We start from the raw sequence: 20875 nt of genomic DNA, 5'->3' as shown, positions 1-20875 counted from the left end.
CCGTGGCCCACTTCAAGATTCCTACCGCCGTCGCGCAGAGCAGCTCGCAGGTACGCGTCCGCACTGCAGCCAGGCTACACCCTCCTCTATGGCCAATACCCGCCCTGTAACTGCCTTCGCACATGGCCTAGAACATCTCGGGCTTCACTAGCACTTCTCGCGCCGCCAATCAGGTCGTTTACATTGGCGTAGTATTCATTCGTATGGATTCGCGAATGTACTGATGCATTAGATGGATTAACCGATGCCGACCCGCGCGGCAAGAACACGCCATTACTCGCATCGTTGATGTCGATTCCGAAGTTCGCAAGCTGCTGTCGTGCCGCTGCCGCCTTCGGCGAGGTGCTCGCCACAATGTGATGTGCAGCAGTCTCTCCTGGCCGAGTCACTCCAGAAGCTACGAGATTGTCGCCAAGAATCTTGGCGTTACTGGAGCAGTTCGAATTGTGAACCAGGACCGGCGTGGCCCCCGCCAGAACGTAGTACGTGTGGTCGGTCGCGACGGTGAGGTTGTGTACGACCGCTGGTCGGACCTCGACGTCGAGTGCGGTGACCTGAACCCAGGTGCCGGCGCTGGTCTGGAGCCAGTCACCTGCGACGAGGTCGATCGCGTTTACCCACTTCGTCTGGGCAGGCAACCAGAACGGGTGCTCGTCGGTCGCGACAATGCTCTGCTCATCACCATCCGCGCCGGCCACGGTGACCGTCACAAGAGTCTTCTCACCATCGCCGGTGATCAGCGCCGTGACGGCACGACCGTCGGTAACTTCACCGGTCTCTTCGCTGGCCGCCATCACGACATCGCCGATCTCGACATCTTCGATCGGCTTCCGGGTCCCGTCCGCAAGCAGCACCAGCGTCCCAGGCACAAAGCTGTTCGGTGTCCTACAGGCCGCACCCGCCGCTTCGATGACCTTGCGGGCGGCTTTCTGCTGACGGTAGAAGTCGATTGCGCCATCGACGATTCGGTAGAGCGCCTTGATCGCCTTCAGGCCCTTACCCCACGGAGTGATCCCCGCAGCAAGAGTGAGGCAGGACATCACATCGGAGTCCAAGCACCCCATCAGGTCGTTGTAACCGACGAAGTCCTTGAGCAGATCCCAACCCAGATCCAGAGCGACATCGGTCACGGACTTGTCCAGGGTGGCTTGCGCGTCAGCCACCTCAGCCTGCGAAGGCCCGTCAGCAGGCCGCGGGGTGGTCCCGTCCTTCTTGCCGAGCACGGTCGGCGCACCATCGTGCTCACGATTCTCGGTATCAAGATTCAGATCGCTGAACCCGACACCTTCCTCGTGCCAAGCACGCGGCTCATGCCCGTCCAGATCGACATTGCTGATCGGGTTGCCGCCACCGAACGCGTACCGGTTGCCGGTGTAGGGATCCGAGCCGAGGCTCTGGTCAGCCAGGGCACCGTTGTACGTGTCCCGGGTCGTGAACCGGTTCAGGCCCGGGCTGTAGTCACGGAACCCCATGTCATAGCTGCCCGACCCCGCCTGCCAACGCATCCCGGAGTACCGATACGCGTTGAACGTGCTGGTCCCGAACTCCGGGTCGCCGTCCTGATCCGTACCCGGCTTGTCCAGACCCGTGAACTCCGAAGCGTCGGCCTTGCCGTAGGCGGTATACCCGTACGTCGCGACCGCCTGACCCTGCTCATCGGTCAGGGTCTCCACGTCACCACGGGCGTTGTACCCGTAGTACACCGTCCCGACCGGCTGGGCTTCCCCAGCGTCACCGCCGTTGTTGGCGCCAGGATGGGTGACCTGCGACAGGCGACTTCCCCACGGGGAGTACTGGTAGGACTTGGCCAGCTGCCCGGCCACGTCTTCGGTCAGCACCGTGCCGGACAGCCCGAGGTAGGTGAAGTCCGTGGTCACCCCGCCCGTGGACTGGGAGGTGGTGCGGTCCAGCGGGTCGTACGCGTAGGTCGTGGCCTGCAGCTCCCCGTCCGCGCCCGGCTGCTCGGACCGGACCACGTGGTCGAACCCGTCATAGCCGGTACGGGAGATCACGTCACCGTCCGCGCGAGCAGCGACCTGCCTGCCGAACGGGTCGTAGCTGAACGACACCCGGCCCGGCTCCGTCGTCTGCCCGACGGTGGTCGCCGACTGCATACGGTTACGGTCGTACGCGTAGGTCGTGCTCTCGCCGGCGAGGACTTGCTCCACGACGTTCGCGTTCGCGTCGTGGACGTAGGACTCGCTGCTCGCCGCGTGCCCGGACTTGACCTTCGCCGCGATCCGCTCGGCCGGGTCATAGGAGTACTCGATGGTCGAATTCAGGTACGCGCCCGGGTCGTCCGCGTCCTGCTTGACGCCCGCGTCGGTGACCTGGTTGCCGTTGCGGTCGTACGCGTACTCATGGGAGGCGACCAGCGTCCCGGCGGAGTTCTCCTCACGCAACGAGACCAGGGACCCGTCGGGGTTGTACCCGTAGGACACCACGTTCCCGTTGCCCTTGGTCTGAGTGGCGGTCATCCCGCGGGTGTCGTGGGCGTAGGTGGTGGTCAGCGCCTGGCCGGCGTTCTGCCCGACCGCGTCCGTCACCGTGACCGTCTCGACCAGGTTGCGCAGATCGTAGGAGTACTGCGAACTCTGGTCGGGGTGAGCCACCTCGACGGGCAGCCCGTTGACGTCGTAGTCGTAGGTCGTGGTCACCGGGCCACCGGCGGGGTGCTCGGTCACCGAGGCGATCTGGCCGAGCTGGTCGTAGGCCATCTCGTACGACGGCACGGCCGCGCCGATCGAGTCGTCGGCGATGCCGGTCATCGCGCCGTTCGCGTCATAGGAATACGTGAACGTCTTCTGCTGCGCATCCTCGTCGGCGGAGTTGTCCCGCACGATCTTGACCGCGTCAGCGACCACTACCCCGGTCGCCGAGACCGCCAGCGCCAGGCGGGTCGCCTCGCCCTTCGTCAGCTCGACGGTTCCGGCCTGCTGCCAGGTACCGGCAGACTGCGTCTGGTCGATCACCACCGCCGGTTCGGTGACCTCCGCGTCCGGGGAGCCCTCGGCGGCGCCGGGGTCGCCGTGGATCAGGGTGTACTGCGCGTCCGTGGCGGCGTCCGCCACCTGCGGGAAAGTGACGTACACGTCGTAGGTGCCGTCGGCCGGCACGTCGACCTGCCACGTGAACGACCCTTGCTCGTCCTCAACAGGTTCGGCCGGGTTTTCGCCTTCGCACTCGGTCGTCTCCGGGTCACACTCAACCGGGTCCCCGCACTCCGGCGTCTCCGGGTCGCACTCACCAGGATCTTCCGGCTCGGGCACGGCCGGGTGGGTGGTGTGGTCGATGCCCTGCTGCCCGTCGGCCGAGCCGGTCTGCCAGTCACCGACCGCGGTGGTGTGCGGGGCGTCGGAGTTGTCGACCAGGGTGACGTTCCGACCGACCGGGACGCCGTCGTCGGCCATCGAGGCCTGCTTGCCGTCGGGGTGGTAACCCCAGGTCATCGTCCGGGTGGCATCCCCGGACGCGCTGGTCAGCGTCCGAGCGGTCTGCTGGCCCAGGTCGTTGTAGTCGTAGGCGGTCGTGATGCCGTGCGGGTCGCGGGAGGACTTGATCCACCCGGTCTCGAAGTACTCGAACCTCGTGGTGGGCCGTATCTCCTGCCCGTCCGAGGCAGGCAGGCTCGTGGCGACCACGTTCCCGGCGCCGTCGTACCGGGTCTCGGTATACACGTCCGGGTCGTTGTACCGGTCGTCGGCGGGGTCGTAGGGCTGGTACTGGCGCACGGGCCGGTTCAGCACGTCGTAGGCCGTCCGGGCGGCGAAGTCGTCCGGGTTGCTGGTGGCCACGCCCCGGGGGGTGACCACGCGCGTCTGGTTGCCGACCTGGTCGTACTCGAACCGCGTGGTCCGGTACGTCGCCGCCTCACCGCTCCCGGTGTAGGGGGTGCGGGTCTCCACGGTCGCGCCACGCTCGTCGTAGGTCATATAGCTGGTGTGCCCGAGCGCGTCGGTCGAGCTGGCTACCAGCCCATCGGCGTCATACGTGGACGTCGTGCGGGTGCCCGCGGCGTCGGTCGTGGCGACCGGCTGATAGTTCAGGTCGTACTCCACCCGGGTGGTGAAGTCGTCCGGGTCGGCCGACGCGACCGTCTTCGGGTCGCGGGTCTCGATGACGTTGCCGACCTCGTCGTAGTCGTACTCGATCCGGCTGCCAAGCGCGTTCTGGACCGCGACCAGCTGGTAGATGTCGTCGTACGCGTTCCGGGTCACGTAGTCCGACGCGTCACCGTCGGTCAGCGTGCCGTTCGGCTCGGTCGTGGTGACCAGTTTCCCCACCGGGTCGTACGTGTAGGTCGTGACCCGCTCAGGCCCGAGGCCGTCGGCCGAGTCCGCGTCCTCGTCCCGCGGTGCGGACGCGGCCACGACCTGGTCGGCACCGTCGAAGGTCGCGGTGCTCACCGCACCGTTCGGCGCCGTCGAACGGATGATGTTGTCGTTCGGGTCGTACACGATCGTCCCGGTGGAGATCGTCTCGCCAGAGGCGGCATCCTTCAGAGCGGTACCGGAGACCGGCCGGCCGAACACGTCATAGGTCTGCGTGGTCTCGGCGCGGTCACCATCGGCGTCCTCAGGTGCCAGGACCCGAGTGACCTGCCCCCGCTCGTCGTACTCGGTCGTGATGATCCCGCCGGCGGCGTCCTCCTCGGTGACCGGGTAACCCACCGGCGTGTAGTCCCGGTACCGGGTGGTGTTGCCGTTCGGGTCGGTCAGGGTGAGCATCTGCCCGTGGGAGTCGTAGGTGTACGACGTCGTGTAGTCACCCTCCGTCGCAGTAGCGACGCCCTTGGGGTCGGTCACCGAAAGCAGGTTCCCCGCCGCATCGATCCCGAACTCGTACGACCGGCCCGCCGGGCTGGTGGTGCGCCAGGCGTCGGCGACGTACCCGTCCTCCCAGGTCTGGTACTCCACCACCTGCGCACCCTCGGGCGCCGTGGTCGGGTCCTGCCCGGGCTGGCAGTCCTCGACGGCGGGGACCCCGTGGGCGGCGTTCTGGACCGGGTCTCGTTCCCAGATCGGGTATCCGGTCTTCGGGTCATAACAGAAGGCCGCGACGGCGCCGTTGGCCTCGGTCAGGCGCGAGACGTTGTTGTTCGGGTCCCACGTCAGGGTCGTGGTCTGGTCCAATGCGTTCGTAACCTCGAGGGCCCGGCCCTTGAGATCGTGCACATACTCCGCCGCGTTCCCGCTGGCGTCCGTGACCCGGGCACCCACCCGGTCGGGGGCGTCCTCGCGGTCGTCCCACCAGTAGTCGAACTGCGTGGTGTGGTCGAGCCGGTCCGTGATGCGTTCAACCTGCCACCGCTCCCCGTAGCCAGTGTCCGGCTCACCAGGGACCGCGTAGTCGATCTCCGTCGCTCCGCCGCGCGGGTCGGTGACGCCCACCAGGCGTGCCTCGCCGAGAAGGGTGTCGTGGTCGTACGCGAACTGGAACGTCTTGGCGATGGATTCACCGGCACCGTCGGTCGCGCCGTCGCCGTCGACCATGCGGCGCAGCAACCCGTCCCGGTCATACACGATCTTGACCGTGCGGCCGGAGACGTCCGTGACGGACTTGAGGTGGTCGATGATCTCCAGATCCGACAACCGCGACCCGGTGACCAGGTCACCGGAAGCGTTGACGTACTCGTACGCCTCACCGGCCTCGTAGTAGTCCACCGTGAGGACCTCCCGACCATCCGGGTCGGTCACCTTCACCAGCAGGGTCTTGGAGCCGATGCCGAGCAGCCCACCACGCTCGATGTAGTGGAACGTCTGGGTGTTGCCGTTGCGGTCGACCGCCTGACGGACGTACCCCTCGCAGTCAAAGATGAACCGGGTCCCGTCGGGGCGCAGCAGCGTCCACGCGTCGTCGGCCGGGTCACCCAGCAGATCGCCCAGCAGGTGGCAGTCGCTCCCGGGCTTGTAGGAGAGCTGGAGGTTCACTCCCGGCGGGGATTCGTACTCGTCGGTCTCGTCGTTCCACAGGAAGGCGTGGCCGGTGCCGTCGCCGTCGGAGAGGAACACCTCGTCCGGTGCCAGGATCTTGTCGTACGCCAGAGGCAGGCCCAGCCGCTGGGGCGCGGCGATCTGTGCCGACCAGCCCACCCCCATACCCGTGTCCGCGGCGTCCATCGAGTTGTACGAGAAGCTGGTGAACGCGGTAAAGCCACGTCCGGGATTGGAGATCGGGGCGTAGTTCCACGTCGCGTTACCCAGCGCCAGGTTCGTCAGCACTGCTGAGCCGGCGCCGGTGTTCTTCCCGCTGTAGGAGTAGAAGTCCTCCGCACCCAGGAGGCTGGACGTGGGCTCGTCGATCACCAGCTCCAGCACCACGGGTGCCAGGAGGTCGACCAGGTCGATCGCTGCGACTCCGGCCTCCACGGCTCGCACCGATACGCCTTCGGCTGTGCCGGTGGTCTCCTTGACCGCCTTGGTCGAGGCTCCCATCTCAGCGGCCGCGGCGGGGGTGGTGGCCTGCACACCCCACACCAACCGGTACCCCGCCACGGCGTTCGTCCGGATCGAGTCCGGAGCGGTCACCTCGACGGGCAGCGTCACGGACTCCCCCGGCGCCAGGTCGCTCGGCAGCGGCACCGTCACCAGGCCGGTGCCGTCCGGGTCCTGTCCGGGCAGGGTCCACTCGTGGGAGACCACGGTGTCGGCGGCGGTCCAGGCGGTGTCGGTAGTGTTCGCCACCACGACGTCGACCGTCGTCGCCTCGCCCACGCCCAACCGCGACGGGAGCCCCGGGACGTACACCCCAGGCGAGTCCCCATCAACGCTGGTCTGGTCGGCCGTGGTGACCAGACCTGCCGTCGGCACCGTCGCGGCCCGCTCGTCCGACGAGGTCAGCGTGCCGTCCTGACCCTTGGTGACGATCTCGTAGTAGACCTCACGCGGCTCACCGGCGCCGTCACCGGTCGAGGCGACCGGCAAGATCGACGTGTCGGTGAACGACGTCGTACCGGGATCGACCGGGGCGACCATCGTGGACGGGCCGGGCTCGAAGCCCGGGGTCACCGACCGGTGAACCTGGAACTCGGAGACCTCACCATCCCCGCCCGGCTCCCAGACCAGGTCCGCACCGGTAGCGTGCACCGCCGCCGGGGCGTCGACCGCGGGCGCGGCGTCGGCGGTCGCAGGCTCGACGTCCCAGGACTCGGCCTGGAGCTCGGGCAGGTCGCCACGGCTAGGAGCGGGCTCCAGATCCGGGGCGTCGTCGGTGAACCAGCCGGCGACCGTGTCCCACACGCCCTCGTTCTCCGAGACCGGCGCCCCCGTCGTGGGATCCACCTTCTCGACAGCAGTGGCTCCGGCATCGACGTCCGCGGTCGCGGGCGGCGCGGACACCAGCATGGTGGCGACCAGCGCCACCGTCGCAGAAGCAGCTACGGGCAAACGCAGCCAGGTATGACGCGCGGACGAAACTACGAGCACGGTGAGCTCCAGGATCGGACCAGACGGACTCGCAGAGCACAGCGCATGTCCAGGTTGTCCCACAAGAGCGATTCCGAATCTCGCAATCGCTCGGGTGAAATCGCGCCGAAATCATGGACAAACGTGCCAACGGCACCGGTTCAGCCGTTACGTTTTCATCCGCCCGAGGCGTCGCGGCCTCGACCAACGCAGGGGGAACTGTCGTGCTGCAGATCGAACCCGTCGTGACCGTGATCGTCATCGCCAAGGAAGAGTCGTTCAAGGGTGCCGCCGCTGCCCTCAGACGGTCCCAGGCCACCGTCTCCCGGCACGTCGAGCACGTTGAGACCGAGCTGGGCCAGAGACTCTTCAAACGCAACCATGGCGCCCCAGGCGTGCACCTGACCCCCTGGGGAACCCGGTTCGTGTTCTGGGCACGCGCGTTCCTCACCGTTCTGACGATGATCTACCGGCGCGCAGAGAAGGCCGAACCCACGCTCGAGCTCCTGCGCGACCAGGCGCGCATCGACGTCTGGGAAATCCGACCGCTCATCCTCGGCGCCAAGAACAGGGACCAGGAGAGCGCCGCCTGACCCCTCGCGGGCACCCCAACGCTGGTCCGCTTCGAGAACGCGATCTGGCATGCTCCGGGACGCCAAACCATGCCAGATCGCGTTCTCAAAGCGGACTGAACAGAGCTCAGAGCACTCGGTCATTACTCGTCGGATATCGGCGTATAGTCGCAGCAGGAGCTGACCTTGGTTCCCCAATGAACGGGAATCCCGATGGCCGACGTCACTCACCCGCCCCTTGCTGTCCCGACAGTGCCGTCGAGCAGTTCCTCGCCGAACACCGACCTGCTCAATCTCGGGCTGCTTGCGGGCTCCTCGATGGAGAACGAGCGGCGCCTGCCGATCCACCCCCATCACCTGGACCGGATCGACCCGGACATGCGCGCACGGATGATCGTCGAGCGCGGCTACGGCTCCGACTTCCAGCTGGAACCCGGGTACCTCGAGTCGCGCGTGGGCCGGGTCGCGGAGCGCTCCGAGGTGCTCGAGTCAGCTGACGTGCTGCTGCTGCCCAAGCCGCAAGCGGCGGACGTGGCGGCGATACCCGAGGGCCGCGTCCTGTGGGGCTGGCCGCACTGCGTCCAAGATTCCGGCATGACGCAGACGGCCATCGACAGGCGGCTCACGCTGATCGCCTTCGAGGCGATGAACCACTGGACCCAGCGCGGCGACTTCAGCCTGCACGTGTTCCACAAGAACAACGAGCTCGCCGGCTACTGCTCCGTACTGCACGCGCTGGGCCTGGTCGGCTCGACCGGTGACTACGGCCCCCGGCTCAGCGCGGTCGTCATCGGCTTCGGCGCGACGGCGCGAGGTGCCGTGACCGCGCTCAAGGCCCACGGGATCCACGACATCCAGGTCCTCACGCAGCGTGGTGTCGCGGCGGTCGGCTCGCCGATCCACACCGCTCACATCACCCAGCTCAACACCGACGGCGGCGCGACCCACCTCAGCGAGGTCCGCACAGAGGCCGGCAACGTCCTGCTCCCCGACTTCCTGGCCTCGCACGACATCGTCGTCAACTGCACGCTCCAGGATGTCGCCGAACCGTTGACCTACCTGCGGACCGAGGACCTGAAGCGGTTCGCCTCGGGAAGCCTGATCGTCGACGTCTCGTGTGACCTGGGGATGGGTTTCGAGTGGGCGCGGCCCACCACGTTCGACGAGCCGATGTTCACCGTCGGTCAAGGGGTCCACTACTACGCCGTCGACCACACCCCGTCGTACCTGTGGAACTCGGCGACGTGGGAGGTCAGCGAGGCGATCCTGCCGTTCCTGCGCACCGTCATGGAAGGACCGGCTTCGTGGGCGAAGGACCTCACCATCTCCCGCGCGATCGAGATCCACGACGGCGTGATCCAGAACCCGAGCATCCTGAGCTTTCAGGATCGCGAGCCGGTCTATCCGCACGCTCTGACCGCCTGAGGTTCTCCTACTCGACCGGGGCAGCGGGCGAGTCCTGGCTGAACGTGTTCAGCCAGCGGCCGTCACGCCGGCACCAGAGCGAGCTGATGAACATCGTTTCGTCTTCATGGCTGCCTGGCCGCTGGTACTCAGCGCGATAGCACAGCATCACCGCATCCGCGGCGACGTCGATCAGGCGCGCGTCCGTGATGGAGTACGACGCGACGGTCGGCCCCTCGGACAGCTCGTCGGCATGGCCTGCCCTGTCGGCGAAGCCGGTCGGATACACCCCGACGAAGTCTGCGGACAGCAGCGCACGATCGGCGCCCGCATCGCCACTGGCGAGGGCGTCCCAGACTCCGGACTCGAGGTCGATGAAGAACTGCGTGTCGTGATCGCGCATCCGGTCACTATCCCATCGGCGGCGAGGACCTGAGCTAGTTCTCCGAGCAGTTCAGGCGCCGAGCACCGGCCGAGGCTCGGCACCGCACGTTGCAGGACTGCCACGTCCACCGCGTAGATTGACGATTGACACAGCTGGGTCACAAATATTGCATATTTGACTGATGGAAAGTGTAAGTTTGAGCGTCGAAGACGTCGTCGACCTGCTACGGGCTGAGGAAGCGACGTCAGCACATCGAAGCGAACGCTGCGCACCAGGGCTACCCCCAGGACCTCGCGCCGACGCTCTCGGCGTTCGGAAACATGCCCGGCGGAGGCGTGGTGGTCCTTGGCCTCGACGAGCGAGCCGGATTTGAGGCCGTCGGCGTCTACGACGCCGCGGATGCGCAGAGCCGCCTGGCCGCACAAGCACGCCAGGCAGTCGCTCCGCCGCTCCGGATGTCGTTCGTAACCGACGTCGTCGAGGGACGCACTGTCGTCCTCGCCCGGGTGCGGGAGCTGCCCACGACGGACAAACCTTGCGAGGCCACCGCAACGGGGCATGCCTACCTACGGTCCTACGACGGTGACTATCCCCTCTCCGCGCTCGAGCGCCAAGGATTCGTGGCGAACCGCGGCGTAGCCCGCCACGACCAGGCTCCGGCCGAGGGCGCGAGGCGGAGCGATCTGGACGACGACGTCCTGCGGCACACTCGAGTCGTCACGCGCGACGACACCCCGACCCTCGCGGGCCTCTACGCGCTCGGCGCATACCCACAGACGCAGTACCCGACGCTGGCGATCACTGCGAGCGTCGCGTCTCGCCCCAACGATCCGGTGGGAACGCGCAGTGCTGACGTCGCACATCTCGACGGCCCTCTGGCCGAGCTGCTCGATCAGGCCGTCGCCTGGGTCCAGCGCAACACCAGGACCCGCGTGCGGTTCGGCGCCGACGGACACGGACGGGACGAGCCGGAGTACCCAGCGGAAGCAGTGCGTGAGCTCGTTGCCAACGCACTCGTCCACCGCGACCTCGGCCCCCACGCCCTGAGCACCCGCGTCACGATGACGCTGCGGCACGACCGACTCGTCATCGCGAACCCAGGGGGCCTCCATGGGCTTACCGTCGAGCAGCTCGGCGCTGGAACCGGTGGCAGTGCTCGGAACCAGAGCTTGTACGACATCTGCAAAGACGTCCGCACGCCCGATGGACGCCGCGTGATCGAAGGCATCGGGTCGGGAATCGCCGCCGTCCGACAGTCGCTGAACCGGGCCGGGATGACACCGCCCCATTTCATCGACGCCGGCATCCGCTTCACCGCAATCGTGCCCGACCACGCACTGCTCGACCAGGACGACATTGCATGGCTGGCCGCCCTCCCGGAAGCCCGCGGGCTCTCCGACACGCAGCGGCACGTCCTGGCGCTGATGCGGCACGGTACGTCGTGGACGAACCGCTCGTTCCGTGACAGGTTCCCGATGGACTCCACACATGCCGCTCGCTCTTGACCGATCTCGCGGAACGCCAGCTCGCAGAGCCCCTCGGAGACGGACGCGGCCGGACGTACGAGCTGGCGCCGTCAGCGGATCAGAACCTGCGCTCGGTGATGCCCGCCACCCGCACGAAGAACAGCGAGGTAGTCCTCAGCCTCCTCGCCGACGGCCCGCTCGGCATCAAGGCTCTTGCCGACATCGGCGGGCTGTCAGAGCGTCAGGTGCGCTATGCCGTCGCACGGCTCCGCGACGCAGGGGCGGTGGAGCTGCTTGGTGGGATTGGGCGGTCCGGGACGGTCTACCGGCGCACGGACCAGCACGGCTGACGATCGTCTCACCACGTCCTTGTGGACCGCCGGCAGACCAGGGCGAAGATCATTCCCGAGGCGTGCAACCCTGTGGACCGGCCGGAGCAGGCCTGCAAGAGTTTCCACCATGGAAAGCGAAAGCACAGGGCCGCCATCGGCCGACGTCGCCCTCGCCGGGATCGCTGACGATCGGCGTGCGCTCGTCCGCGAGGTCACACGGACCAACGCTTGGTATTACCTGGCCGTCGCGCTCCTCGCCGCGATCATGGTCTGGGCTCCGGCAATCGGCTCCGTGGGGCAGTTCACGGTCGTGATGGCCCTTGGCACGATGGCGCTCGTTGCGCTCGAGTCCCTCCGCGAGCGGACGAGCGGCGTCGCCATGTCGCGTCCGCCCGGTCGCCGAGGATGGGCCATCCTGATCGCAGTGGGCGTGGTCTTCATCGCGCTCATCGCCGCGTCTTTCGCCCTCGTGGTCACGGGCCGGGGCGGGCTCGCCCTCCTGTGCGCCGCGGTGGCCTTCGCGGCGATGTTCGTGCTCGCGTGGCTGTACAACGCGAGCTTCATCGCGCAGAGGCGGGCTTCGTGACGTGCTTCGAGCACCTCCCAACGGTCCGCACCGACTACGACGCCATGGCGCAGGCCTACGCCGCGTTCATCGGGGACGCGTTCACCGGCAGCCCCCTGAACCATGTGCTGGTCCAGGCCTTTGCCGACCTGGTCCAGCAGTCCGGCGGCGGGACCGTCGCCGACGTCGGCTGCGGACCCGGGCACGTGACCGCCTACCTGCGAGACCGGGGCGTCGACGCCTTCGGCATCGACCTCTCACCCCAGCTGATAGCGGCGGCCCGCGAAGCCAACCCGGACCTCCGGTTCGACGTCGGCGACATGGGCGCGCTCGACATCGCGACAGGCAGCCTCGCCGGGGTGCTGGCGAACTACTCGATCATCCACACACCGCCGGACGTGCTGCCCGCGTTGCTCGGGGAGCTCAGCCGGGTCCTGGCACCCGGCGGCCATCTGCTGGTGTCGTTCCAGGCGCTGGCCGACACCGAGGGAACTGCCGAGGCCTTCGACCACAAGGTCTCCCCCGCCTGGCGGTACTCGGCCGACCATGTTCTCAGTCTGCTCCGGCAGACCGGCGTCGAGGAGGTCGCACGCCTGACCATCGCGCCGCGCGAGGACCCCGTCCGTGGCTTCCCACAGACGCACGTCCTGACGCGCAAGGCGCCCGCCTGAGGCTCACCGGGTCAACGACCCGCGGCCTCCGCCACTTCTCCACCTGCCGAGAAGTTCATCGAGTTCGTTGCGGAGGCGGTCCACTTCTACCTGGTCGAGGAAACCAGCATATTCGGGGTACTGCCGGACCAGGGTCAGGATCTGGTGGGCGGTGATCTGCTGATCCGTTCGTGCGACGTCTACTCCTACCTCGTCGCAATAGGCGGCAATGGTGTGGTCGCGGGGTATGGCAGCTCCCGTCGGGACAGCGCGGGTGAACGTGAAGGCGAGATCCGCTGCCGACGGTCCGACCCGCGCGGACTGCCAGTCCACGAGCATGAACTGCCGGTCCGCAGTGAGGACGTTTCCGATATGGCAGTCGCCGTGGACGAACGACACCGGCCCGGAGCGCGCTCCTCCCTCCAGCAGTTCAAGATCGTTCAGGACCGTACGGATTCGTTCAGGATCCCCGGGACCGTGCCAGAGCCGCTCGGCGAAAGACTTAAGGCCTCCCTGCGGATCGGTAGGCGTCGAGCGCTTTCGGTGAAAGATGGCCGGCACTCGCCGCACGTCGCGGTGCAGGCGCCCCAGCGCCCTCGCGAATACGCTCCACTCATCAGCGCTCCACGCCGGGGCGGGAGGCGCAGGATCGTGCCACGCGAGGGCAATAGCTGTCCACGTAGTAGCGCGGTGGTCGGCGATCAACCGTGGTGTCGGGATCGCCTGCTCTGGAGCGATCTCTGTATATACCGCCAGCTCACGGTAGGCCTGGTCGCGCGCCGCGTCGGAGTTGAAACCACTCACCTTCACGATCACTGGTGCACCGTCGTCGGTGACTGCCCGGGTGAGGGTGGATCCCGACATCCCTCCCGTAGGGGCGTCAGCACTGTCGGCGGCATGAAGCCCAAGCGTCCGCAGCACTTGGTCTGGGTGAATGGCGCTCATGTCAGCGAGGCTAGAGGCGTCGAGCCGCACGAGTCATACCAAGGTGCCGCATCGGCGTATTTTTGTCGTGGGTATGTTGCGCGGCCGTGCGCCACTGATCCGAAGGGCAGCCATGAACCAGTACATCATCTACTTCAACCAGCAGTGGGTGGGTGACCACAGCGACGAGTGGGTCGTCAGCCGCGGCCCGCTCGCCAATGCGGTCGTAGAGGAGATGAAGGACGCCGGCGTCTATGTGTTCGCCGGTGGGCTGGAAGACATCGACAAGGCCTTCAGCGCCGACGCGACGAGCGGCACGCTCCAGATCACTGACGGGCCATTCATCGCGACCAAGGAGTTCCTGGGCGGGCTGACCATCGTGCATGTCGCCGACGACGAGGCGGCGAAGATGTGGGCCGGCAAACTAGCCTTGGCGTGCGGCTGGCCCCAGGAAGTCCGACGGATCGGATGAAGCCATCCGTCGTTGTCACACCGATTCCAGCGGCTCGTCATCGTGAGCCGAATGCAGAAGGCGCACGAACTCGGCGTCCTGACCAAGGGGTGTGTCGCCGATCCGTGCGATCGAGATGCCGGGCGTCCACGAGTTCATCACCACGGCAGAGAAGTGCCCTCCGAGTTCGTCGCAAGGTACATCACGCGTCTGCTGCGGGATGCTGAGCGCGCGGAGGCGGCGGTCCAGGATCTGCATCGTGACGCCGGCGAGGATCTCGGCACGAGGCCAGATCACAGATTCCCCGTCCCAGAAGGCCAGGTTCCAGATCGTCGCTTCGCTGAGTCGTCCCGAGCGGTCGGTGAACGCGGCATCGTCGAAGCCGCGCTCGTTCGCACGCCGGAGCAGAAGGGTCTTGGAGACCTCGCCGACGTGCTTGACATGTGGCAGATGCCGCTCGTGTTCGACGACGTCGAGGGAGAGCGGGCCCGTAGGCGGCGCAGCGGGATCGGTGATCTTGACCAGGACGTCGAGGTCTACGGAGCCCCCCGTCGACGCAAACTCTCCGGGCCGTGAAGTGACGAAGCACGTCATCGACACGTCGGATGGCGCTGTCGCGAGGGCGCTGTGCAACCGTTCCAGGAGCATCTCGTCGGGCAGGTGCCACCCGAAGAGCTCGTCACTGGCGTCGCGGAGACGGGCCAGATGAAGGTCCATGCCTCGGACTCGACCGTCCCGGACCTGCATCGCAGTGAAGTGGGCGTAGCCGGAGAAGGCCAGCGGCGCGAGGTCCGCCGCGTCCGCCGACCTACTATTGAACTGAGTGATCGATATGGTCATGGCAGCGAAGGTAGGAGTTGACACCAGTGGCAGAGGCAAGTCGCACAGGCGTGGACCAGCCACTTCGTGTCGGGGATCTTGCCGCGCTCACGTCAGCGACGCCCCGGATGCTGCGGCACTACGAGAACCGGGGCCTCATCGAGGCACACCGGTCCTCGACCGGCCAACGCCTGTTCGATCCCTCGGTCGCCGAGCAGGTCCGCTCCATCCGTCGTCTCCTCGCAGCGGGCCTGCCCATCGAGGCGATCCGCGAACTCATCGGCTGCATCCACGACACCGACCGGCTCGAGCCGTGCGCCGTGCCGCTGCTCGTAGACCACCTCCACGCCTATGACGGACGCATAGCGGAGCTCACCAGCACCCGTGATGCGCTCAAAGGGCTGATCGACGCCTCGCGCGGGTGATCTACGCTCCCTGTCAGCTGTTTGTGGCGCTTCATAGCCGGCTTGACCTGGGATCTACACGTTGAAGCGGAACTCCACCAAGTTCCGGCACAGCGCAACCTCTGAGGCGTGGTTCGAGCGCAGGCTGTCATCCACGGCACTCGACGTACGTCGCGGGTCGCGTGGAGTTCCTCGACCCCACTCTTGAGAAGCTTGAGCCGGCTCCCCCGCACAGCGACTGCAGTACGGTCCTCCCATGCCAGCCTGCAGTCCGATCGCGGGCTGCGACCGGACCGCCCCGGGTCACTCCACGGTGATCGAGACGGTCTGCCAGCCCGAGGCGCCGTTGGGAGCCGGCGGCGCCTTGGTCTCGGTCTGGACCTGTCCGTCCGAGTCCGTGGCGCGCACCGCGAGGCTGTGGTAGCCGGCCTCCAGATCGATCGACGTGTGCCACTGGCGCCAGGTGTCCGGCCCCACTGTCTCGGCGAGCTCGGCGGTGACCCAGTCCCCGCCGTCGGCCCGGACCTCGACCTTGCTGATGCCGGTGTGCTGCGCCCAGGCGACGCCCGCGACGGTGACGGCGCCGGCGGACGGGGGCGCGGACAAGCGCGGCACGTCGATGCGCGACGCGATCTTGATCGGCCCCAGTGCGGACCAGCCGCGCGGCGTCCAGTAGCCCTCGTCGGCGTCGAAGGTGGTCACTTCCAGCGAGGTGACCCACTTGGTGGCCGAGACGTACCCGTACAGGCCGGGCACCACCAGCCGCGCGGGGAAGCCGTGCTCCTCGGGCAGCGGCTCGCCGTTCATACCGATCGCCAGCAGGCACTCGCGGTCCGCGTCCTGGAGCACATCCAGCGGCGTGCCCGCGGTGAAGCCGTCGTCGCTCGTGGAGAGCACCATGTCGGCACCTGCGCGGGGCTTGGCGCGCTCCAGCAGCGCGCGGATCGGGTAGCCGAGCCAGAGAGCGTTGCCGACCAGGTCGCCGCCCACCGCGTTGCTCACGCACGAGAGAGTGACGTAGTGCTCCTCCATCGGCAGCTCCATGAGCTCGTCCCAGGTGAGCGTGAAGGGCTCGTCCACCAGACCACGGACCTCCAGCGACCAGTCCTGCGGGCTCACCTGCGGCACGATCAGCGCGGTGTCGATGCGGTAGAAGTCCGAGTTCGGGGTGACGTACGGCGCCAGGTCGTCAAGCTTCAGGTCTGCCCCGGCGGGTACCGGCGGCGCCGGCGTGCGCGCGGTGGGCAGGCGGAGCTTCTCCCGCACGGCGCTGACCGCGGTCGAGCCCATCGACAGCACGCGCGAGCCGGCCAGCGCGAGCACCGCGACACCCACGGTGATGCCCGATACGGCCAGGAAGCCACGCCGGTTCACGGCGCCGCCCGGCGTATCGCTCGCCGAGACCTCGCTCCGCCCCGGCGCAGGCCGTAGCCGCGCCACGGCGGCACGCAGCAGGAGCACCGCGGCGCCCAGCCCGATGGCGCTGGGCAGCGCCCACAGCGGCGTCGCGCTCGGGCGCAGCAGCGCCACCACGACCCCGACGACGCCGACGACTCCCATCAGCACCGCGCCTGTCGGCGGGCGGCGCAGCTCCAGCCACCCCGCGAGTGCCGCCCCCAGGGCCAGCACCACACCCATCGTGGCGAGCAGCACGGCCTTGTCGTTGGTGCCGAACCACTCCACGGCAACATCCTTTAGCCATGGCGGAACGGCGTCGACCACGGCGGCGCCGCCTGCGAACAGCGTGCTGGCACCGGGTGCGACGACCGCGGCAACGAGTTCCGCGACGGCCAGCCCGGCACCTCCGGCGAGCACGCCCGCGAGGGTGGCCCAGCCCGCGCCGCCCGGAGAGCGCTCGCCCGACGGTGCCGCGGGGCCCTCAGTTGCCTGTGTCATGCGCTGAGCGTGAGCTCGTTGCTCGTTGCCGCGCCGGCCGGCGCAGCTACCAATGGCAGGCTCGCCGGGGGCGCTGCGGCAGCGAAGAGAGCGATTCTTGACGTACGCATAGCCGATCCTCCTTTGTGCTGGCGGCAAGCTGCCGCCTGAGTAGCACCTAGAAGGTTCGGAGCGGTAGACAATCAGGATGGGTCAGTGCGAGTTGCCCAGCTTCGCGCGCTGACCCTACGGCCTGTCTTGTGAATGGCCTGGCCACAGGGCCGGTGGGCTGGTCGGCTCGGAGTACAAGGACCACGCGGCCCATCGGCTGCGTCGCTGAGCGCTGCTCGACCGACTGGGGCACTCCTCCGCTATGGCGGTCACCTCGGGAGTACTACTTCTTACCCTGAGCCTCGGACGATCCGGCTACACGTTGAACCGGAACTCCACCGAGTTCCGCCACCGAAGAACATCAGCCGCCAACCCCTCGGCCAACCGGCGCGGAGGTGCGGTCGAGGTGTCAATGGTGAGGTCGTACGCTTCCGACACGCCACTCGCGAAGTGGCCCCGTGCATTGCCGGGGTGCTTGCCACGCTCTCGCGATGCTTCACGCGCCTCCACGACGTCGAGCGGAGCAACGAGCCGAACCCACAAGGACGGACGCGCACCGAGGTCACGCTTCCATGCGGGAATGATCGAGTCATTGATCGGCATCTCGTCGAGGATCACGTCGTTGCCGTGATCGAGCATCGCCACGACGGCTGCTCGCATGCCCGTCAACAGACGCTCGCCGGCCTCGCCGTACCTGATCCGAGTTCTCTGACCCCCGTCCGAGTCGGTCGTGTCTTCGTACCAGAAGCCCGACCCCGGACCTCGTGGGTGGCCCGCCCAGTGGTGAGGGAACATGCTGAAGAAGTGGTCGAGCCCGACGACGAGGTGCGGGTGGGGAAGTAACTCCTGAAGCAACCCGGCAACCGTTGACTTGCCGACGCTCGACGTTCCACACAGCGCAATCAGCCGGCCACCGTCACGCGGCCGTTCTGTTGCGGGGCCATCATGTGTCGGCATGGTCGGGTCGGAGGTCCCGCGATTGCTCACGGCACCGTCTCGGGGAGCAGGGTGCAGTGCCCGCCGGACTTCGGTGTGATCGCCGGAAAGCGACGCCGATCGAACATGGCGATCTCACTCGCGCCTCGCGTCTGATCTTCAGGCATACCGGCGATCAAGTCGATCAGTTCGTCTCGACTGGCGCTCATAGGACCATCGTACGTAGGCGCTCAGACGTTGAAGCGTGTCATGTGGCCCTGACCTCGTGGTTCGCCGGTTGGCTTGGCGCCCTGGGGGAACCGTGGGGGAATCGGGCCGGGTGCGCCGCTACCACGAGGGCAGTAGCTGGGACTGCGACGGGCTGTCGTGATTGTCGAGGAGCAGGACTCGCGCCTGCTCCACGCTGAGGCTACCTGTTCGACTCTGTCACGACCCGGCACCTCACAGGCTGTCAAGAGTTAGTCGTCCGAAGCGACGACCAGGTGAATGGACTCACGCTCACGGTCGATCGCGACGAACTCATGGAAGTTCGTCATGCTCACACCGCTGTAGGACCACAGATCCTGTCCGACGTCCTTGGGGCCATCGAGGCGATAGACCGTGCCACGGTCCAGCGTCCGCGACAGCAACTGCTCCACGCGTTCGTGGGAACGGGCCGACATGGGCGGCTCCGTCAGTTCGTCATCCATCCAGCTGTGGACCGTACTGCGCGCTTCGGCCGCCGTGGCGAGGACGAGCATCTCGGGCGTGAGCGCCTCGGCACGCCACGGGCCATGGACAGGAGTTCCGTCGACGCTGGCTTCCCCGCCGAAATCGTACGGCGATCCGTACCCGTAGGAATAGAAGCGCGAGGACATCAGTGCGGCGAGCAATGCACGGTCGTCAAGGTCTGGATCGAGGGAGAACTGCACGTGACTGACCCACATGTACGTGCCTTGATCGAGAGCGACGTGCGAGTACTCCTCGACACGGAGCCATGGAACACGAGGCCAGGGCCACTCAGTGCGGCCGTTGCACGGTCCGACGCGAGGCTCCTTCGCTGCTTCCTTCTCGGAGAGGAGCGAGAACGTCACGAACTGCTTGCCGACCTCCAGGACTCGCACCCACGACCAGCCGTCCGGCCGACCGGCCACCAGCAAAGCTCCGGCCTCGACGTGCGGCAGACTCCGGTTCGCCTGAACCCGCCCGATTCCGTCGGCGTCGACTTCAACCAGATCGGTGAAGATGTCGATCTCGATCATGCCGGCATCCCCTTCATGAACGGCTCGGTCGTCCGTTCGTCGAGCAAGAGCTGCGCGGTCTCGGCGAACAGGACTGGGAGCCGCAGCAGGCTCGCGGCATAGCCGATCTCTGGGGTGAGATCACCGGCCCGCAATTCCACCGAGGGTGCCGAGACTTGTTCGTACGGACCGCCGTGGACGTGCCAGTCGTAGGTGTACAGGCCGCGCCTGCTCGCTTCGAACCAGTCCGAGTAGTCACCGGAGGGGTCTTGGTTCCTCCGATCGAGTGATTCGCCGATCACGGGCAACTGCGTCGGCAAGCCAGCAACGACTTCTTCGACAGACTTTCCGTGACTCAGAACGGCCTCAGGGATCGGGCCGTATCCAGCGCTGGTAATGAGCGCGACGGATCCGTCCCGGTCGGTCGCGAGGAAGTCCCACTCTCGCCCCGCGACGTCGTCTCGGTCCAGGGCCGCGATCATGGGCGCATCCTGCCAGCAATCAGGCCAAGGTCGAGCCACCCGTCGGGGCTACGCTCCGACCTCGTGACGAAGAAGCGACCCAAGGACACCGAGTACAGGTTGCGACGTGTTGGTGCGCTCGTACCACCGAGCGGGTTCGGAACCCTCGTCTCCGTGGGCATGGGTCCAAAAGAGCCCCGTCGCCATGTGGGCTGGAGAGCGAGAGGGCACCCGCAAAGCGGTGCCGGGGGCACGGCGCGACCTGGAAGAGCCAGCCCGCACCGTTGCTCCTTACACTGTCTCGGACCTCCACCCAGCGCGTGTCGTGGTCACGCCTCTGTCCGTCGAGTCAGTATTCGTCCAGCCGTTGCCCGACGGCGGGTACCTCATTGCCCTGTCACGCTGCGCATGGACGCCGCGAGGACCCGAAAAGAACGCCGTTCGTCGACCAGACCGATCGTGTCGTCAGGCGCGGCACGCTTGACGACGGCATCGCCCATCTGCAGGTCGACCGAGACGGCCGTGAGGCGCCCTACGGTTCTCGGACAGTTGGCCCCAAGATACAATTCTTGGGATTGACTGGAAGGAATGGCCCGTTGGCGGAACAGAAGTATTCACCGGAGTTCAGGGACGCGTGCGTCCAGGAAGTGATCCGGAGCTCACGCACTATCGCGCAGGTAGCGCGTGAGAATGGTGTGGTGCAGCAGACTCTGCGGAACTGGGTGAACGCGTACAAGAAGCAGCCCCCGACCACCGAGCCGGAGTTGAGCGTTTCCGAACGTGCCCGATTGAAGCAGCTCGAGGCCGAGGTGCGTGAGCTACGCGCCGAGAACGAGTTCCTGGGAAAAGCGACGGCCTGTGCGACGTGAGGTCGCACATTTTCAGTGGTTGCATGGA

The 20875-nt window shown here is 67.1% G+C and carries 18 protein-coding genes; 9 read left to right on the top strand and 9 right to left on the bottom strand.

The window, feature by feature from the left end:
• Nucleotides 1-86 precede the first annotated feature (86 nt).
• A complete protein-coding gene (locus APR04_RS26330; protein ID WP_253876567.1) occupies nucleotides 87-7385 on the bottom strand; it encodes a polymorphic toxin-type HINT domain-containing protein in 7299 nt (2432 codons plus the stop codon).
• Nucleotides 7386-7627: 242 nt separating this feature from the next.
• Here APR04_RS26330 and APR04_RS26325 point away from each other — a divergent pair, with 242 nt between their 5' ends.
• Together APR04_RS26325 and APR04_RS26320 are read left to right on the top strand one after the other, a co-directional pair.
• Nucleotides 7628-7996 carry a LysR family transcriptional regulator gene (locus tag APR04_RS26325; RefSeq protein ID WP_253876565.1) on the top strand — a complete coding sequence of 123 codons (369 nt, stop codon included), beginning with the start codon at nucleotides 7628-7630 and terminating at the stop codon, nucleotides 7994-7996.
• A 297-nt stretch (nucleotides 7997-8293) separates the two neighbouring features.
• Nucleotides 8294-9400, top strand: a complete 1107-nt coding sequence (locus tag APR04_RS26320; RefSeq protein WP_253876691.1) for a N(5)-(carboxyethyl)ornithine synthase — start codon at nucleotides 8294-8296, stop codon at nucleotides 9398-9400.
• A gap of 7 nt (nucleotides 9401-9407) precedes the next feature.
• Here the strand turns inward: APR04_RS26320 and APR04_RS26315 are convergent, their stop codons facing one another.
• Complete coding sequence (locus APR04_RS26315; RefSeq protein WP_253876563.1) at nucleotides 9408-9782, bottom strand: nuclear transport factor 2 family protein; 375 nt, start codon at nucleotides 9780-9782, stop codon at nucleotides 9408-9410.
• A 212-nt stretch (nucleotides 9783-9994) separates the two neighbouring features.
• On the opposite strand from APR04_RS26315, the gene APR04_RS26310 reads away from it, so the two are divergent.
• The 4 genes from APR04_RS26310 to APR04_RS26295 all read left to right on the top strand — a co-directional run bounded on the left by APR04_RS26310 (nucleotide 9995) and on the right by APR04_RS26295 (nucleotide 12798).
• Complete coding sequence (locus APR04_RS26310) at nucleotides 9995-11269, top strand: ATP-binding protein (protein ID WP_301313026.1); 1275 nt, start codon at nucleotides 9995-9997, stop codon at nucleotides 11267-11269.
• A complete protein-coding gene (locus APR04_RS26305; RefSeq protein ID WP_253876561.1) occupies nucleotides 11266-11580 on the top strand; it encodes a helix-turn-helix domain-containing protein in 315 nt (104 codons plus the stop codon). The genes APR04_RS26310 and APR04_RS26305 overlap by 4 nt, the downstream gene beginning before the upstream one ends.
• Nucleotides 11581-11689: 109 nt before the next feature.
• Nucleotides 11690-12148, top strand: a complete 459-nt coding sequence (locus APR04_RS26300; RefSeq protein ID WP_253876558.1) for a hypothetical protein — start codon at nucleotides 11690-11692, stop codon at nucleotides 12146-12148.
• Nucleotides 12145-12798 (top strand): class I SAM-dependent DNA methyltransferase, encoded by a 654-nt coding sequence (locus APR04_RS26295; protein WP_253876556.1) that lies wholly within the window; start codon nucleotides 12145-12147, stop codon nucleotides 12796-12798. The genes APR04_RS26300 and APR04_RS26295 overlap by 4 nt, the downstream gene beginning before the upstream one ends.
• A gap of 3 nt (nucleotides 12799-12801) precedes the next feature.
• Here the strand turns inward: APR04_RS26295 and APR04_RS26290 are convergent, their stop codons facing one another.
• The gene (locus APR04_RS26290; RefSeq protein WP_253876554.1) at nucleotides 12802-13722 is read right to left on the bottom strand and encodes a phosphotransferase family protein; all 921 of its coding nucleotides are present in this window, start codon (nucleotides 13720-13722) and stop codon (nucleotides 12802-12804) included.
• 112 nt (nucleotides 13723-13834) lie between these two features.
• Here APR04_RS26290 and APR04_RS26285 point away from each other — a divergent pair, with 112 nt between their 5' ends.
• On the top strand, nucleotides 13835-14173 hold the full coding sequence (locus APR04_RS26285; protein ID WP_253876552.1) for a YciI family protein: 339 nt from the start codon (nucleotides 13835-13837) through the stop codon (nucleotides 14171-14173).
• 15 nt (nucleotides 14174-14188) lie between these two features.
• Here the strand turns inward: APR04_RS26285 and APR04_RS26280 are convergent, their stop codons facing one another.
• The gene (locus tag APR04_RS26280; protein WP_253876550.1) at nucleotides 14189-14992 is read right to left on the bottom strand and encodes an aminotransferase class IV family protein; all 804 of its coding nucleotides are present in this window, start codon (nucleotides 14990-14992) and stop codon (nucleotides 14189-14191) included.
• A gap of 26 nt (nucleotides 14993-15018) precedes the next feature.
• Between APR04_RS26280 and APR04_RS26275 the strand changes: the two genes are divergently transcribed.
• Nucleotides 15019-15396, top strand: a complete 378-nt coding sequence (locus APR04_RS26275) for a MerR family transcriptional regulator (protein ID WP_253876548.1) — start codon at nucleotides 15019-15021, stop codon at nucleotides 15394-15396.
• A gap of 282 nt (nucleotides 15397-15678) precedes the next feature.
• On the opposite strand, the gene APR04_RS26270 is transcribed toward APR04_RS26275, so the two are convergent.
• The 5 genes from APR04_RS26270 to APR04_RS26250 form a co-directional block, all read right to left on the bottom strand.
• Complete coding sequence (locus APR04_RS26270; protein ID WP_253876546.1) at nucleotides 15679-17271, bottom strand: molybdopterin-dependent oxidoreductase; 1593 nt, start codon at nucleotides 17269-17271, stop codon at nucleotides 15679-15681.
• Nucleotides 17272-17676: 405 nt separating this feature from the next.
• Nucleotides 17677-18348, bottom strand: a complete 672-nt coding sequence (locus tag APR04_RS26265; RefSeq protein WP_253876544.1) for a phosphotransferase-like protein — start codon at nucleotides 18346-18348, stop codon at nucleotides 17677-17679.
• Nucleotides 18345-18506, bottom strand: a complete 162-nt coding sequence (locus APR04_RS26260; protein ID WP_253876542.1) for a hypothetical protein — start codon at nucleotides 18504-18506, stop codon at nucleotides 18345-18347. Before APR04_RS26260 ends, APR04_RS26265 begins: the two co-directional genes overlap by 4 nt.
• A gap of 249 nt (nucleotides 18507-18755) precedes the next feature.
• Nucleotides 18756-19538 (bottom strand): hypothetical protein, encoded by a 783-nt coding sequence (locus tag APR04_RS26255; protein ID WP_253876540.1) that lies wholly within the window; start codon nucleotides 19536-19538, stop codon nucleotides 18756-18758.
• Nucleotides 19535-19999, bottom strand: coding sequence for a hypothetical protein (locus APR04_RS26250; RefSeq protein ID WP_253876538.1), 465 nt, complete (start codon nucleotides 19997-19999; stop codon nucleotides 19535-19537). The genes APR04_RS26255 and APR04_RS26250 overlap by 4 nt, the downstream gene beginning before the upstream one ends.
• A 299-nt stretch (nucleotides 20000-20298) precedes the next feature.
• Here APR04_RS26250 and APR04_RS31170 point away from each other — a divergent pair, with 299 nt between their 5' ends.
• A complete protein-coding gene (locus APR04_RS31170; RefSeq protein WP_308292396.1) occupies nucleotides 20299-20847 on the top strand; it encodes a transposase in 549 nt (182 codons plus the stop codon).
• The last annotated feature ends 28 nt before the right edge of the window (nucleotides 20848-20875 follow it).

The sequence above is a fragment of the Promicromonospora umidemergens genome (assembly GCF_024171995.1).
Taxonomy (GTDB): Bacteria; Actinomycetota; Actinomycetes; order Actinomycetales; family Cellulomonadaceae; genus Promicromonospora; species Promicromonospora umidemergens.
Note: the sequence above shows the minus strand (reverse complement) of the source record. Positions and strands in the feature narration are given on the sequence as shown.

Bases quoted from the DNA above. Each gene is read 5' to 3' on its own strand.
- APR04_RS26320 (WP_253876691.1), top strand. From the start codon at position 8,294: ATGGAGAACGAGCGGCGCCTGCCGATCCACCCCCATCACCTGGACCGG.
- APR04_RS26280 (WP_253876550.1), bottom strand. From the start codon at position 14,992: ATGACCATATCGATCACTCAGTTCAATAGTAGGTCGGCGGACGCGGCG.
- APR04_RS26315 (WP_253876563.1), bottom strand. From the start codon at position 9,782: ATGCGCGATCACGACACGCAGTTCTTCATCGACCTCGAGTCCGGAGTC.
- APR04_RS26260 (WP_253876542.1), bottom strand. From the start codon at position 18,506: ATGAGCGCCAGTCGAGACGAACTGATCGACTTGATCGCCGGTATGCCT.
- APR04_RS26270 (WP_253876546.1), bottom strand. From the start codon at position 17,271: ATGACACAGGCAACTGAGGGCCCCGCGGCACCGTCGGGCGAGCGCTCT.
- APR04_RS26300 (WP_253876558.1), top strand. From the start codon at position 11,690: ATGGAAAGCGAAAGCACAGGGCCGCCATCGGCCGACGTCGCCCTCGCC.
- APR04_RS26255 (WP_253876540.1), bottom strand. From the start codon at position 19,538: ATGATCGAGATCGACATCTTCACCGATCTGGTTGAAGTCGACGCCGAC.
- APR04_RS26285 (WP_253876552.1), top strand. From the start codon at position 13,835: ATGAACCAGTACATCATCTACTTCAACCAGCAGTGGGTGGGTGACCAC.
- APR04_RS26250 (WP_253876538.1), bottom strand. From the start codon at position 19,999: ATGATCGCGGCCCTGGACCGAGACGACGTCGCGGGGCGAGAGTGGGAC.
- APR04_RS26290 (WP_253876554.1), bottom strand. From the start codon at position 13,722: ATGAGCGCCATTCACCCAGACCAAGTGCTGCGGACGCTTGGGCTTCAT.